The organism is Okeania hirsuta, from assembly GCF_003838195.1.
Taxonomy (GTDB): Bacteria; Cyanobacteriota; Cyanobacteriia; order Cyanobacteriales; family Microcoleaceae; genus Okeania; species Okeania hirsuta.
On sequence record NZ_RCBY01000077.1, the window covers coordinates 14,397 to 29,895 of the forward strand.

A 15,499-nucleotide genomic window follows, 5' to 3' on the forward strand; every position below is an offset into this window, starting at 1 on the left:
CCTAAGTAATTAAACAGGAGTGATGTTAATTAATACCAGTCGCGGTCAATTAATTGATACAAAAGCAGCAATTGAAGGTATAAAATCTGGAATAATTGGTTATTTTGGAATTGATGTTTATGAGCAAGAAGAAAATATTTTCTTTAAAGATTTATCTGATACAGTTATTCAGGATGATACTTTCCAGTTATTACAATCTTTCCAGAATGTTTTGATTACTTCTCATCAGGCATTTTTCACTAAAGAAGCACTGAATGATATTGCTACTACAACCTTATCTAATATTACTGACTTTGAGCAAGGAAAGCCTCTCCAAAATGAGGTAAAGCTTCCTGAAAAAGTTCGGACTAAAGCATAAAATGGATACAGAGATATTATTTTAGCCTACATTACGTACTTCAATATGTCGTATAAATGATCGGGAGTCCTAATTTAGAATTCAGGTAGGGGATCCATCAGATTAGCAACGTACAGGAAAAAATAATAGTTGTCATAATTAGTGATGCCATTTTAGAAAAATAATGTTACTAACAATAAGTGTGATTAAAATAATTTACAGTAGATGTCCCTTTGAGAAAAAAATAGAGTTTCTGACCTAAAAACTGGTTCTGAAGACATTCATTCTGACTCCTGACTCCTGATTCCTAATAAAGATGCTAATCATTTGTAGCAAAAATTTATCGAATTAGTATTAGACTTTTAAAAAGTATTCGATGATAGAGAAGGAGATGTTTTGGTACAATTATGTCTCCATTGAGTTAGAACTTGTTCTCTGTAAACCCTTCGATTTCTTCGTTTATGAATAAATTCATTGTTATTAACAAAATAGCCCATACGAGCATTAACAAAACCATTATAGGCAATTTCTACTGGAAAAGTTTTCCAACCATAATTGCTTCTATTGTTCCGCTCAAACCAAACTAATTTGTTAGTATTTTCATATCTACAAATATGAATTACTCGACTCTCCGTGCGGAAAAATGCCTCCTGAGATAAATTACGATTTATATTTTGGCAACTCAAATTATTGTTGGCAAAAGGAGGTTGATTATAATCATCATAAAATTCCGGTTGTGATGGTTTAGAAGCACCTTTACGGTTTTCATATTGACCATGTTTGAGGTAATGTTGGTAAGCAGATTGAAATTCTCCACGACGTATCGCATTTCTAACGTCAGGGTTATGTCGCAAATATTCTTGCTCATCAAATATTTTGAAAGCTGGGGGGCGATTTTCATATTGTCCATATCTGACATAATGTTCATAACCAGATCTATATTTTCCTTGACGTACTAGCTGTGCAACATCAGGGTTTTGACGTAGATATTTTTGTTCGTCAAATTCTCTGGTATAATTTTCTGCAAGTGCTAGGGGAGTATTACAAATAGTTAGAGCTACTACAGCGATCGCTACTATATTTGTTTTCATCTTATTAAGATTAAGCATTTTTGAACACCTCAACTATTAATTGTTCTTAATTATTAAGGTATCTCCTGAGTTATATAGACTGTGAGGTATTTTAGGCAGTTAAAATTTTTTTTTGTGACTTACCTAAGTGCCTTAACATCCTGTTTCCTTTACAGTGCTTTTCGTTTGAGTAAACCAAAAAATATAGCAGGGAATAGGGGATAGGGAATAGGGAATAGGGAATAGGGAACCCACCCATAACCCCTCCTGAGAGGGGAATAATTGACAATTTATGGATAAGAATTGATTTTTTTTAATTTCCACCAGATGTCTAGTGATATCATGTCCGGTAGCATCGGTATTGTATAGCAAAGGTAGGGAACAGGGAACAGGGAACAGGCAAGAATACTTAAGGGCAATAAAAAACTTAAATTTCCTGTAGATATTCACCCTTGGGTTACACAAACGCCCCCAGCAGACATGATATGATTGTATATTATTCAGGATTTACGCAGCACAACGTATTTTCGTCATTGCGACCCATAGGGAAGCAGTCTCAAATCCTAGTTTTTCGTACTTCATGGGTAAGTCCTATTATTCTTAACATTTACTACTCCCCTACTCCCCCACTCCCCCACTCCCTGACTCCCCTACTCCCTACTCCCTACTCCCTACTCCCTATTACCTGCCATAACAGTGCCAATTTATGAAGTGTCTACTTGTCGGATGATTCTGCTTTACTATTTTCGTAGTAACAAGGTAGATTAATCTGATATCTGAGATGGTTTGATTCAGATAGTGGCATATATCTATCACTATTTAGTGCTAAAAGTTCCTACAGTTAAACCATAGAGTTAATCAAGGAATTTAACAATGACATCTAACACCTGCCTCTCCCAGTCTACCTCCTTTGCTGCTGATACCAATACAGATACTTGTAGTACTATTGCATGGCTTGACTTAGTAGCATCAGCAGTAGACAATTTTGATGGAGATGATTGGTTAGCTCTGTGTGGTGATATTGACGAAGGTGAAATCTACCGAGATTGGTTTATTTGGCAAGATGTAGATTTTTCTCAAGAGTGGGAAGCTTACGATCTGGCAAGCAACAAGAGATTTGTAGCAACAGATTTATCTTTACTCAAAGCTCATATCGATCAAATAGAAGATGCAAGAAGTGCAATATCTATCATGGAGTATAATAATTAGTATGTCATGTATCTATACATTTTGATTTTTTTGTCGTTGTTCCGTTTTTAGGGTTAGTTAGTGCAATATAAAAACCCCTATAAGAAAATTATGCTGAAAAAACAGTGAGAGTGTAGGTATCAAGATTTACTTGTTACCTACATTACTGAGTTTTCGTTTTGACGATCGCATTTTTTTCAAAACATTATCACTCTAATCATTGAAAAAATTCACAATTGACTGATGGGATAAATCACATACATTGAATTTATTTTTACATATTATCAAAGTAGAGAGGTAAATTATTTTCTATATTAAATTAATTAATTGATTAAAGTTTCCTCACAGAAACACAAAGGTTATTCTTAAATATGCAGCTTAACTAGCTGCTTTTTTTGTGTTTTCTGAAAGTTATTTTCAGAATAATAGCTTTTCTGGCGTTGGATAAAGTACAAAATTTTGATTTTCTAGATCATAAGAAAATACAGAGATAAAAACGTATTATTACTCAATTATTAATATAGAAATTAGTGATCGCCTTAAATCCAGGATTATAAAATTTAGACCGGTAAAATCAATTTTTAATTTCCTCTTTTTCCTGATTTAATTCAATATTTTATCTGATTATATACCGTAATTACTAGGATTAGGAAAAAATAATGCTTAAAGCTATTTGGAATGGTGTTATTTTAGCACAGAGCGATCGCTGTGAAACTGTCGAAGGTAATTATTATTTCCCACCAGACACAGTTAATCGTGAATATTTCAAAGAAAGCAAAACCCATAGTAACTGTTTCTGGAAAGGTGAAGCGAGCTACTACAATATAGAAGTAGTTGGTATTATCCCAACCCCAAAGAAAAAGCCAAAAACATTCAAAACTATGTGGCCTTTTATCCTCGCGTACAAATAGAAAGCTAGGGTAAAAATGTGTCCTAAAATCATTAAGTCTGGCCACAATTATTTCTCTTGTCCACTCGCCTTCTAGAAAAACAGTTTAGATCGAGTCAAATCAAAGCTATAACAGTTACACCCAACGGGAATAAAAAAATAATCCCGAATCCCTACTGGAAGGTAGAGCAGACTAGAAACAAAGGGCGAGAAATAAATACTCTATTCAAAACTGCATAAATTTATTTATGGGTTTTTTTGTTTCTTATTCAACTTTAACAAAAACTATGTAACATTGTTGTCTATAATTTTCTAGACATCAGATCAAGTCACTAATAAGGAATATGGTTTCTAACGGTCTCATCTTTATACTTTTTCTCATCTTTCTGATCCTCCTGTTTTTTGGATCTTCTCTCTAGAGTATCGAGCTTATCAGAAAAAATTAGAGGTTTATAGTATAAATCATGGTCATAATAGTTATAAATTAATTATATTCTGGATATTTAGCTTCAGATATAGCAACTAGCACTCAGCTATATCCAGGAAACTTTTTTCCCTAATGTTATCTTGCTTTTACGGCGGGTTAAACTACTGAATTAATATGTATTGCAGGGAACAGCGGTGCAACCCCCCGTCGGTGGTAGACGCATCTGGTATCCCACTCCTGTGAGGGAACAGTGAGAAAAACTTTTTCCTATCTAAGCTTCATCATCAACATAAGTCCTAACTATCCCGTTCTTTGTTATAAAATCTGATCAATATAAAATTTAAATCACTTTTTTAGACATCTGGCATTATAATATTAGACACATGACCTTCAAGGATGTCCAGATGTTATCTCCAGATCAAGTTTCTCAGAACTCAGAAACTGAAACCATCCCCAGAATCTATCAAATTTTAGGATTTGAGCAAATACCTCAAAATATTTTGGAATTGCCCCAAGAACTACAAATAGTCAGTATAATTCGTCAGGGATTTTCCATAATTTCTGTGATTAAAGTAGCTGAATATTGTGGAATTTCTGAGTCACAAATGGCTGCTTTATTAGCAACTTCTGAACGTACTATATCTAGGCGCAAGAAAGATCAGAAACCTCTAGATCTTTCAGAATCAGATAGACTGTATCGTGTTGCTAGAATTTTTGCACAAACCTTAGATATATTTGAAAATTTAGAAATAGCAAGAGATTGGCTGAAAAAATCAAATCGTGCCTTGGGTGGCAAAACTCCTTTAGAACTATTAGATACGGATGCAGGTACACAACAAGTAGATGAACTTTTGAATAAAATAGAGTATGGAGTATATAGCTAATTATTCATTATTAATCGTTCATTTCTTTTAGTCGTGAATAAAAAAATATATAAAGGCAGGTTGAAAACCTGCCCACAGGTGTTTTTTTAAGAAAATAATTCAGGATTTACAAGCCGAAAAATAGATAGATATTATCAGCATTTTTATTCTATTGATTCTGTGGCACTGTCAAAATGAATCAAAGAATTGAATACTTCTGATCATCAACCGAGCTTATATGAATCTTGAATAAGGAGTCAGGAAAAAAATTAATTAGTAGCTAGTCTGAGTCTTTCAATCATTTATTCCGAACCCTAAATTTTTCTTCAATTTTAGTAGTTTACAAGATAATAATTATGAGTTTAATAGTATGGCGAATATCTCATAAAAAACATATTAATAGTGTTTTTAAAGCTGAAGCTTCTAGTTATAGCAGAGGGCGTTGGAATTCTAAAGGTACATCCTTGATTTATACTTCAGCCACATTATCTCTAGCGACATTAGAAACTTTAGTCAGTATGGAAATAGAAAATTTTGGCAATATATTTGTATCTATTGGTGTAAAAATTCCTGATAATTTTCCGATTAAACAAGTAGATGAAAATTTATTGCCCCATAACTGGCGTGATACTTCTCCACCTGCCGTTTTAGCATCGATTGGAGATAAATGGTTAACTGCTAAAACAACAGCAGTTTTAAAGGTTCCTTCTGCTATTATTCCTCAAGAATATAATTATTTGATTAACCCTTTACATCCTGATTTTGAGAGAATTTCAATTTATCCACCTCAATCTTTTACCTTAGACCGCAATCTCAAAAGTATCGAAAAAAAATTATTGACGGAATCTTATACGGTAGTTCTAAATAAGTAATAATTTTGGCATTTTACCTCTTGATAATCAAAGGGATATCACAACCAATGTACTTATATAATGTCCGCTTAATACAACGATAATAAAGTTCTTAGGTTGTAGGTTGTAGGTGGTAGGTGTAAATTCAAAAGGGAACACTGGAGGTGGCAAAAATTTGGGATATTCTTTCTATATCTCAGGGATAAAATTTTTATTATACTTAATCATCCGAAAATGGTATTACATATTTAGGCCTTGCTGATTAACTCTAAAAGCCTTTATCTGTAAATCCTTTAATCTTTTTGATGAGAAAAAAGTGCAAGCTTTTCGCTCCAAAAAGCTGAAAATGTGAGGATTTTCAGCAAACCTAGAGGGAAAAATCTTAGATAATTATTCCTCCTGACTCCTGAAGACTGACTCCTACACAAATACTTTTTCAGCAAACCCTATTTAGGAGCATCTCTTATACCATTTCTTTGTGACGCACTTAATAATTTTTGCTCAGACTTTATTGCACTGATTATTTTTATCGTTAATTCCAGCAGCTTCTTCTAAAGGAACGGTAATCCTTTTTCCGGCACAAGGGGCTGTTAAAGATAAGCAACTTCTCGCCCCTATAAAAATCTTTCATTCTTTGAATTACGATACAGTATTAGTCGATTATCAAGGAGTTGGAGGGTCGAGCGGAAGTAAAACAACAATTGGAGCAAAAGAAGCGAAAGATGTAGCTTCAGCAATGACTTTTGTACGACAAATTAATCCAAATCAGCCAATTATACTTTATGGAATTTCTATGGAAAGTGCTGCTATTCTCCGTTGAACTATCAATTGATTATTTTGATCAAAGCGAGTAATGCCAACTACATCTTGGCTCCGATTTAGAGCATCGCTCAGATAGTGTGTAATATTAGAAACAGCAGAAGCACGATTATTTAAACTTCGGTTATAAGCTTCTAATTCTAGTCTTGCTTGGGTACGACTAGCAATTTGTACTGCAATACTTTTGACTTTTGAAATAAATTCTTCTACTGCCAAAGTTCGAGTTCTTAAAGCTGACTGTAAATTGCTTTCTTCGTTTCTTTTGAGTTGCTTATATAGAGGAAATATACTGACTATTGCAACCAGAACACTAATAGTAAATATTCCTGCCGCAGAATAAAATATTAAAAGTATTTGTAATTGTTTAGAATTGATAGATGATTTATTCATAGATAATTTATTTGACAGATTAGGTGAGTTTTATCATGTATATAAATCATATTTTAGTTGTGCAAAAATATATGATAAAACTAGAAAGATTTACAAAATTTTTCATAGTTTTTATCGATTTTTTTATTTTCAATAAATTATTGAAGATTGCTATAGCAGATCCACAAGTTTACCTATTTCCTGAAATTGTATTTTATGTGATATAATCTGCTTTTTTGCATTCTCGATAGCTATCTAATTCAGAATTTATTTATCTATATTTTTAACATAGAGTTTAAGACCCCCACGCTTATTTGAAGAATTAGTTGTGGGTTTTGATAACGGTTCTGTAGACGTGGAGCGACAACATTCAGTATCTCTCATCATAAACCTGATAACTGATACAGCATTTGAAGGAAAGGTTAGGACATATCAAAAGCTTAAAACTCGGATAACGCAAGATTTTTCCTTCTTCCTTCTCTACTAGATAACTAAAGCCTTTTTCCTTCTACTATACAGCGTATTTCTGGTTTATGAGATACAGTAACCATAATTTATAAAGCAGTTTTAAAAATGCTGGGAGTCGATGAAATTAATAAGTTTACCTAATTTACTTGCAATCTTCTGTAACTGATTCAATGTGCATTATTTGCAGTTAATCTTGACAGTATTGATGAGTAAATTATCAGATTAAATTAACATTATACCTCTGTTACTTATATAAAAAAAAGGCAACTTATCAAACAAAAATGACCAATTTATATTTCCTAATCAATCAACTATAGCATTTCTCAGGTGAGTGAGGTACAGTTGTGATGAGGTACTGATAGTGTAACTTCTCTGTAAGAGGCTAACCCAGTTCCTCTGTAAAAAGGCTAGCTGATAACTGATAACTAAATTGACTTCTGTGAAATGGTATTATTTTCTATTACCTATTCCTTAAAACCTAGAACTTTGTACCTCATCAGTATTAAAATAGAATCGCTATACCGTTAATTGCTAAGTAACTAAAAAAAGCAACTAATTCAGCATTGGTGAATCAAGCTATGAAACCTAAATTTAGCCAAATATAAAATGCTTTTCAGTTAATAGTTAGGCAATTGCCATTAAAGCACAATCATAGCCACACATCACCAATGCTGTAATTCTATATATACACAAGCTTAATCGACCACTATTGCACTTGACTACCGTGAACTCTTGGATCTGCTTGACTTGCTTTAATTGGTGCCACTGATGTGTTAAATTTAGACCCTTGACCAACAGTACCATCGTATGGTAGTAAGTCCCCAGCAATTAAAGCCTCTATATTTGCTGCCATCACAGATTTTGGCATCTCTCCGATAGTCTGGCCAACCTCAGATCCATCTCGATCCAAAAATACAAAGTGAGGAATACCGTCTACTCGATATTTAGCCAACTCTGGTAACCACTTACTATTATCAACATTCAGCATCACAAAGTTGGCATTTTCACCATACTGTTGTTTAATTTCCTCCAATTCAGAAGCCATAGCTTGACAAGTAGTACACCAATTAGCATAAAATTCAACTAGACTTGGCTTACCATTACTTAAGGCCACATTCAGAGGTGTTGCAGCTTCAGCCATTTCACCCAAAGAGACCGAAGCAGTCTCCGTTCGTAATCCGATAAAAATGGTCACTGATAAAGCGATCGCTACCAACGCCACAATGAAATTTCTCAGGCGCGTTGTGAAAGGGGAAGTATTTGTAGAATCAGATGGGTTTACGCTCATTGTCAAAAAATTAAAGAATTATTACAATTAAAAACTATAGCTATTAGTTTAGCAATTGCCATCTTAAAACAAAGAGCATAAAAATTAATTCCATAATTAAGAATAAATAAAAACATCAAAAATCACGAAGGAAAAAATACTGGATTTTGACTTTTAGAAACAGTCTAATTATTCTAATTGGGGGACAGAACTATGAAAAAACGAGTAACTCTAACATTTCCACAACGTTCAATTCATATGCCAATTACCTATAGGTTGGCAAAAGATTTTAATGTTGCTGCTAATATTATTCGTGCTCAAGTAGCACCAAATCAAGTTGGTAAATTAGTGCTGGAATTATCGGGAGATATTGATGAATTAGATGCTGCTGTCGAATGGATGAGACTAAAAAATATAGATGTATGTTTAGCTAGTAGGGAAATTTTAATCGATGAAGATAGTTGTATAGACTGTGGTTTATGTACTGGTGTTTGTCCTACAGAAGCTTTGACTTTACAACCTGAGACCTTTCGTCTAAATTTTATTAGGTCTCGTTGTATCGTATGCGAACAATGTATTCCTACCTGTCCAGTGCAAGCAATTTCTACTAACTTATAAATTTAATGTGAAACTAATACCTTTACTTTCTTTAATCCTACTTTTAATTACTTACACTATTTTAGGCTGGAGACTAGCTAGTACTCAAGCTTCTCAGTTATTATATCTAGCTATTATAGCTGCTATTTTTTTATTAGATATTATTTTAACTGTTCCTCTGCCTAATTTTAAAGAAATAATTACACCTTGGTTTCAATCTGATATTACGACTTTTATTTCTGTGATTATTTCTGCTTTTTTATTTGTAGTTATCATTAGGTGGGTTAGTCTTTCTGTCGATGCTTTAGTGTTAATATCTGCGGGAATATTGGTAAGACTGGATACTCAAGTTTGTGGCTTAAAAAATTGGCAGTCTTTTATTATTCTAGTAATTATTTCTCAAGCAAGTTTAGGGCTAGGAATTCTACTTTATAGACTTAAATTTTAGCATAATCAATTAAACTCGAAAGACCTTAAATCTCACCTATACTGGTGCTATAAAACAGGAAACAAGGTGTCGTAAGGCTTAAAAATCCTGATTTGTCGTGCCATGGGCAACTTCAGAACTATGTCGTTAAGCACTATCATCTGTCACCTTTACTTCAAGAGTAGGTTCAAATTTAAATATTAATCTTATAGGTTCTATGAACGCAATCGGCCCTATGGAGGTTTAAGAAATTGTCACATACACAATAACCAATAATAATTGATTTCTGAGATTATAATAGAATAAGCGTTTAATTTTCCTTGCTCCCTACCTAATTTATGGTGGGGTTTTTTTTATTAAAATCTACAAAATTTTCATATATTCATCCCAGATATTATTTAGTTTCTACCAAATATCTTATAGCCGCATAAAACTATAACACCTTTTTTGGACAAAAAACATCTATTGAGATTATTTTCATACTAAAATCTTGGGATGAACCTTTCAATAACTAATTTAGTACCGATGATTTTACCACTTTTTTAACTTCTGCCAAGACTAACATTGTTAACTGTTCCGGAGTAGATTTAGGCTCTACATGAATATGAACATCTGCATTAGCATAAAGTGGCCGTCGTTCCTCTAAAAGAGCCTGAAGTTTACCCAGAGGGTCTCTATCCTGAAGCAGAGGTCTAGTTTGATCGCCCTGTAAACGACTATGCAATACCTCTATAGGCGCATCTAACCAGACGACAATACCATGCTGTAAGTAGCTCCAGTTAAAATGGTTCAATACAATACCACCACCTGTTGCAATAGTCAAATTTTTATAACTAGATACTTGTGCCAATACATTTGTTTCCAACTGCCGAAACGCTGCTTCACCATCATCAGCAAAAATTTCATTGATAGACTTGCCAGCAACTTGAGAAATCAAATTATCCGTATCTAGAAAACGATATCCTAAGTTTTGGGATAGCAGCTCTCCCACGGTTGTTTTACCTGCCCCCATCATCCCAACTAGATAAAGATTTACTCCTTGTAAGAATTTCTTATTACTAACATTCATAAATTACTGTATGAAAAAAAACGATTAAACAAAAGCCAAACTTATTTTGGATCTTCTGACTGATGATCTTTGTCAGAAACTTGATCATCTTCTTCCTCTTGAGTAGGCATAGATGTATTTGCAGGAGGAGGAGTAATTATCCGATAATCTGCATCATAAACAGATTCAGTTTGACCAACACCTGAACTGCTACTATCACGATAACCATAAGAATATACAGAACCAGACCAAGAACCTGTTTTTGGCTGTTGTTCTGTTTCATAATTTTTAGTAGCACTTTCATTCACAGATTCCTGTATTTCTTCTGAACCTTGCTCCTCTGTGGTGCCATCCCAAGAACGATTCACCCTGGGAGGTCTTGGTTGCCAATCATCATAATTTTCATTTTTCTTAGCTGGTTCTGAATCTTTATTCAAGTTAAAAGAGCTTTGAGAATCTAAAGTTACTTGAGGTTGTGAAGCATCCCAAACTTCCTCAGTTCGATCTTGATGATGAGACTTTCTAGAACGAGGTCTAGCAGGTGGTAAATTCTTTTTTAACAAGTAATTTGAAAGTCCGAAAATACCATAAATCAACAGGTAAGTAATCACACCTGCAAGAAAAGCACCTAAAATCCATATAGACAAAGGTAGAGGTATAGATCGTAACCCCAAAAAAGTTAAAGACAAATTAGGGGACCAATTTTGCCAAGAAAATAAGGCCAACCCAACGATTATCAAGATTAAAACTACTAACAATAGTAAATTCCGAGATCTATTCATGGCCTATCCACCGTTTTATAGGAACACAATCTAAACCAAATTGGTCTAGGGCACGAGCTACAACAAAGTCTACCAAATCCTCTATAGTTTGGGGATTATGATACCAAGCTGGGATTGCTGGGACAATTCTTGCTCCTGCTTCTGCTAGAGTAGTCAAATTTCGTAAATGAATCAAGCTAAAAGGTGTTTCCCGAGGCACCAATATTAGTTTACCACCTTCTTTTAACTGTACGTCTGCTGCACGCTCCAGTAAATCTGAGCTGAATCCAGCAGCCAACTTACCCACTGTTCCCATGCTGCAAGGAATGATAATCATCCCCTTAGTTCTGTAGGAACCACTAGCAATATTAGCCCCTATATCTTGCCAAGCATGACAACACAGTTTACCGTTACTTTCTTCTCCTGCTTGCTCTCGCCAGAATTTTTCTTGTCTAGCTGCTTCAGCAGGCATTTTAATATTTTGCTCTGCTTGCCAGACTGAGTAGGTAGCTTTTGACGCTACTAAATCAATAGTGTAATTGGATGCTAACAAAAATTTAATAGTTCTGACAGCATAAATTAGTCCTGATGCTCCTGTAACTCCGATCGTTATCGGTAGTTGCGGAGTAGAAACAGAATCATTCATTTTCAATAATTGAAGAAGGAGACAGGAGACAGGAGACAGGAGACAGGAGGAAAATTACATGGGGATTCGCTCCCCCAAGTAATTTTGAACACCGTGTAGACGGTGGGGTATTAAACCCACAAAGAAAATGATAAATTACATGGGGATTCTAACCCCAAGTAATTTTGAACACCGTGTAGACGGTGGGGTATTAAACCCACAAAGAAAATGATAATTTATAGTAGGTGATAGTTATACCGTTTCACTAAAGTCAGAAGTCAAAATTCAGAAGTCAGAAGTGACCTTAATGGAACTTAAAATCTGGCGTTGCTGAATGGTAATGATTTTTAGATTAAGTATCAACGCAAAACATAAGTTTTTCAATTTTACCTTCAGCTACTTACTATTACATTTCAGCAACACCGGAAAAAGAGGTGTTGCTGAAATAAGGAATGAAACTGGTGAGTGAGTAGGTATTAATAGTAAGTAAAAATAGCTTCTTTTAACTACTAGCTGCTAGCTACTGACTACTAAAAAATCACACAATCATTCAGCAACACCTTATATTTTCGGGTAGGCAGGATACCCACCCCACTTATATTCATCCCGCCCTTCAGCAACACCGAAAAAGATAATTAATATCTATAACGATGACTAGGGGGTGAAAACTCATCATCATCAAAAGCAACGCTACCACCACCCACTGCAACTAAGTCAATTTGCTGGCGATAATAATCAACACTCTTGACCTGTACTTCCACCATATCCCCTAGTCGATACTGATTACGATTTTTGCGTCCCACAAGGGTTTGTTGTCGAGAACGATATTCATACCAATCATCTTTGAGAGAGGATACATGAACTAAACCTTCTACTCTGAAAGTTTCTACTGACTCAGAGGAAATCTCAATTTCTACAAAGAAACCGTAAGACTGCACCCCTGTAATCAAACCTTGGAACGTTTGCCCTGTGCGTTCCTTCATCAATCCAGTTTTAATTAATCCCTCCAGGTCTTCTTGAGCATCCTGTGCTACATTTTCTCGTTCTGTTAAATGTACAACTACTGATGTTAGTTGTGCTTCCAACTCTTGCTGTATTTCTGGAGGTAGAACATTCCAGGTGATTTTGCCATGACAGGAAGAATGACTGAGTTCTACACCTTCTTTGGAGCGACTCGAACGGCGATCGCGTCCTTCATTAAAGATGGTATGTAATACTCGTGAAATCAGCAGGTCAGAATATCTGGAAACTGGCGAGATACAATGAACATAACCATGTTGCAATGCTAGTCCAAAATGGGGTTGAGCTATGGTACTATAAATAGCTGGTTTTAAAGTATCTTCAAGCAAGTATGCCAGCACTCTTTCTGATTTCTTTGCAGTAAATTCTTCAATAAATGCTTGATAGTCAGCAGGTTGCACGTCTTCTTCATCTTCTAGATATAACTCAGCTCCAAGATTACTAGCTAATTTAATAAATTCTTGGATGTCTCCTGGATCTGGAGTATTTTGGACTCGATAAATTGCTGGTACTCCCAGTGCGAGTAAGTGACTTGCTATTGCTTGGTTCGCTAGGACGATTAATTCTGCTACCATAGATCGAGCCGGAAATAGTTCGGGAACTATCATTGCTCCCAATTCTCCCTCATCATTGTAATAGCTTTTTTCATCTGGTAAATTTAGATCGAAACCACCTCTTCGTAATCTTGCATTGCGGACTGCTTGACTGACATGATTGAGTTTATTAATTGTATTATCAATTTGATCTGAGGCCAGATTAGCTAATTCCTCTGTATTTCCATTGATAATTTCTTTGGTCTGTTCATAGCTAAGATGATCGTCTACCTTGATGACACTAGGTTCAATTTCAAACTCAACTATTTGACCATTTTTATTGACCGTAACTAGGATTGATATCGCGAGTCTATCTTTTTCTGGTAGTAAAGAACAGTAATCACTTGATATTATCTTTGGCATTATCGGAATTACTGTATCCCGCAGGTATATACTAATACTTCGCTTACGAGCTTCTTTGTCTAGTTGTGAATCTGGTTTAATAAAGTATGCTACATCAGCAATATGAATTCCTATTCGCCAATAACCGGAGGAAGTTGTTTCTATGCTCAGACCATGGTTAATGTCTTTCTTATTGGCATTTCCAAAGGAAACTGTCAGCAGTTCGCGCAAATCTAATCTATTTTTTTGATCAGCCTTTGTCGAGTGCTTAACCAAGGACTCAGCTTCTTTGAGAACAGCATCAGAAAAAGACCGGGGCAAGTCATGTTTGCAACATACTATATCCATATCGTCTGCTGCTTCTGCATCTGAACCTAGAATTTGAACTACTTTTCCTATTGGACGTTTTTCTCCCAGGGGATAGCGCAATACTTCGACATGGACAAGGTGATCGATGGCATTCGCTAGGTCAGGACTTTCTGGTACTAGGTCTAGTTCAAATAGTAAGCGATCGTCTAGGGGAACTGCCCGATAATAGGGTTCTCCATTATGTCCATTTATCTGTTTGATTCTGGCTAACAAGGAGGGGTTAGCACGTTCTAAGATTAATTTTACTTCTCCTTCTGGACTCCGACGACGACTGCCTTCTTTGATGATTTTGACTAAGACGCGATCGCTATTCCAGGCGTTACTCAGATGACTTTCTCGAATATAAATATCTTCAGTTCCTTCTGAGTCTTGTATTGCGAAGCAAAATCCTTTACTGGAACAGCGAAGTTTTGCTTCTACAATTGCCTCTTCAAATAGTCGTCGATAACGACCTTTATCTTTGGCTAAAACTCCTATTTTTTCTAGAGCATCCAAAACAATTTGTAATTTATGGATACTTAGATCGTCTTGACAATCTAGTTTTTTCTCCACTGCTTTAGGAGCGACTAATTTGTCTTCACTAAAGTTTGCTAGGAGTGTAGCGATGGAAAATTTCATGCAGCGTTTTATCCTTTTTGTTATCGGTTCAGTTATCCCATAAATTAGTCTGCCTTGACTGTCTCACCTAGATAGTCGTCTTAATCAGCTTTCCCTAGTTCAATGCTTAATGGCCCTCTTAAGCTAATTTTGGCAAGACATTTACTGAGTAGAGTTATTTCATCGTAGACAAAACTGCCCAGCTATCTAGTATTTACCACTATCTTTGCTACTTTTTGTGAATGTATTAGGATAAATGGCTTGTACTTTTTTGTCTTCACCATAGTTTATGGGAAACTTATTCTTTTTTGGTGATTCAGGTCTATGGACGTGCGACTAATTTAATCGTTTGTTTATTCTATAAGAAAAGGTGACCAACTTTGGACTGTATTGTTTTTGACACTCCCCCGGCTGTTGGCGTAGCCTGCCGTTAGGCATAGCGCGGGGGATTCTTTGTTCTACGACCCAAGTTGCTGAGGCAGGATTTTTCCTACCTCAGTAGTGCCTGAATCTCCCAAAGCGTTTTACTCATTGAGCCAAGTTCCGATGTGCCCCATCGTACTTAAGGCCGA

The 15,499-nt window shown here is 35.3% G+C and carries 14 protein-coding genes and 1 pseudogene; 8 read left to right on the plus strand and 7 right to left on the minus strand.

What is annotated here, in order from left to right:
- The first annotated feature begins 22 nt into the window (after nt 1-22).
- On the plus strand, nt 23-358 hold the full coding sequence (locus D5R40_RS14695; RefSeq protein WP_445974427.1) for an NAD(P)-dependent oxidoreductase: 336 nt from the start codon (nt 23-25) through the stop codon (nt 356-358).
- Between the two features lie 341 nt (nt 359-699).
- On the opposite strand, the gene D5R40_RS14700 is transcribed toward D5R40_RS14695, so the two are convergent.
- Complete coding sequence (locus D5R40_RS14700; RefSeq protein WP_124144858.1) at nt 700-1,446, minus strand: hypothetical protein; 747 nt, start codon at nt 1,444-1,446, stop codon at nt 700-702.
- Nucleotides 1,447-2,280: 834 nt separating this feature from the next.
- On the opposite strand from D5R40_RS14700, the gene D5R40_RS14705 reads away from it, so the two are divergent.
- From D5R40_RS14705 to D5R40_RS14725, 5 genes and pseudogenes are all read left to right on the plus strand, one after another.
- Entirely contained in the window at nt 2,281-2,616 is a 336-nt protein-coding gene (locus D5R40_RS14705; protein ID WP_124144859.1) for a hypothetical protein, read from the plus strand.
- Nucleotides 2,617-3,254: 638 nt separating this feature from the next.
- Nucleotides 3,255-3,514 (plus strand): annotated as a pseudogene (locus D5R40_RS14710) (DUF427 domain-containing protein).
- An 801-nt stretch (nt 3,515-4,315) separates the two neighbouring features.
- The gene (locus tag D5R40_RS14715; protein ID WP_124144860.1) at nt 4,316-4,795 is read left to right on the plus strand and encodes an Xre family toxin-antitoxin system antitoxin; all 480 of its coding nucleotides are present in this window, start codon (nt 4,316-4,318) and stop codon (nt 4,793-4,795) included.
- A gap of 335 nt (nt 4,796-5,130) precedes the next feature.
- Nucleotides 5,131-5,646 carry an RES family NAD+ phosphorylase gene (locus D5R40_RS14720; RefSeq protein WP_124144861.1) on the plus strand — a complete coding sequence of 172 codons (516 nt, stop codon included), beginning with the start codon at nt 5,131-5,133 and terminating at the stop codon, nt 5,644-5,646.
- 613 nt (nt 5,647-6,259) lie between these two features.
- Entirely contained in the window at nt 6,260-6,445 is a 186-nt protein-coding gene (locus D5R40_RS14725; RefSeq protein WP_124154826.1) for an alpha/beta hydrolase family protein, read from the plus strand.
- On the opposite strand, the gene D5R40_RS14730 is transcribed toward D5R40_RS14725, so the two are convergent.
- Both D5R40_RS14730 and D5R40_RS14735 read right to left on the minus strand, forming a co-directional pair.
- Nucleotides 6,406-6,834 carry a hypothetical protein gene (locus tag D5R40_RS14730; protein ID WP_124144863.1) on the minus strand — a complete coding sequence of 143 codons (429 nt, stop codon included), beginning with the start codon at nt 6,832-6,834 and terminating at the stop codon, nt 6,406-6,408. The two genes, D5R40_RS14725 and D5R40_RS14730, sit on opposite strands and share 40 nt — an antisense overlap.
- A gap of 1,153 nt (nt 6,835-7,987) precedes the next feature.
- The gene (locus D5R40_RS14735; protein WP_124144864.1) at nt 7,988-8,569 is read right to left on the minus strand and encodes a thioredoxin family protein; all 582 of its coding nucleotides are present in this window, start codon (nt 8,567-8,569) and stop codon (nt 7,988-7,990) included.
- A 192-nt stretch (nt 8,570-8,761) separates the two neighbouring features.
- On the opposite strand from D5R40_RS14735, the gene D5R40_RS14740 reads away from it, so the two are divergent.
- On the plus strand, nt 8,762-9,166 hold the full coding sequence (locus tag D5R40_RS14740) for an NIL domain-containing protein (RefSeq protein WP_124144865.1): 405 nt from the start codon (nt 8,762-8,764) through the stop codon (nt 9,164-9,166).
- A gap of 7 nt (nt 9,167-9,173) precedes the next feature.
- A complete protein-coding gene (locus D5R40_RS14745) occupies nt 9,174-9,593 on the plus strand; it encodes a hypothetical protein (RefSeq protein ID WP_124144866.1) in 420 nt (139 codons plus the stop codon).
- A 490-nt stretch (nt 9,594-10,083) separates the two neighbouring features.
- Here D5R40_RS14745 and D5R40_RS14750 read toward each other — a convergent pair whose 3' ends face one another.
- From D5R40_RS14750 to D5R40_RS14765, 4 genes are all read right to left on the minus strand, one after another.
- The gene (locus D5R40_RS14750; protein ID WP_124144867.1) at nt 10,084-10,641 is read right to left on the minus strand and encodes a shikimate kinase; all 558 of its coding nucleotides are present in this window, start codon (nt 10,639-10,641) and stop codon (nt 10,084-10,086) included.
- A 41-nt stretch (nt 10,642-10,682) separates the two neighbouring features.
- Nucleotides 10,683-11,402 carry a LapA family protein gene (locus D5R40_RS14755; protein ID WP_124144868.1) on the minus strand — a complete coding sequence of 240 codons (720 nt, stop codon included), beginning with the start codon at nt 11,400-11,402 and terminating at the stop codon, nt 10,683-10,685.
- Nucleotides 11,395-12,027, minus strand: a complete 633-nt coding sequence (locus D5R40_RS14760; protein WP_124144869.1) for a flavin prenyltransferase UbiX — start codon at nt 12,025-12,027, stop codon at nt 11,395-11,397. The genes D5R40_RS14755 and D5R40_RS14760 overlap by 8 nt, the downstream gene beginning before the upstream one ends.
- A 614-nt stretch (nt 12,028-12,641) precedes the next feature.
- Nucleotides 12,642-14,948 carry a ribonuclease R family protein gene (locus tag D5R40_RS14765; RefSeq protein WP_124147316.1) on the minus strand — a complete coding sequence of 769 codons (2,307 nt, stop codon included), beginning with the start codon at nt 14,946-14,948 and terminating at the stop codon, nt 12,642-12,644.
- Between the last annotated feature and the right edge of the window lie 551 nt (nt 14,949-15,499).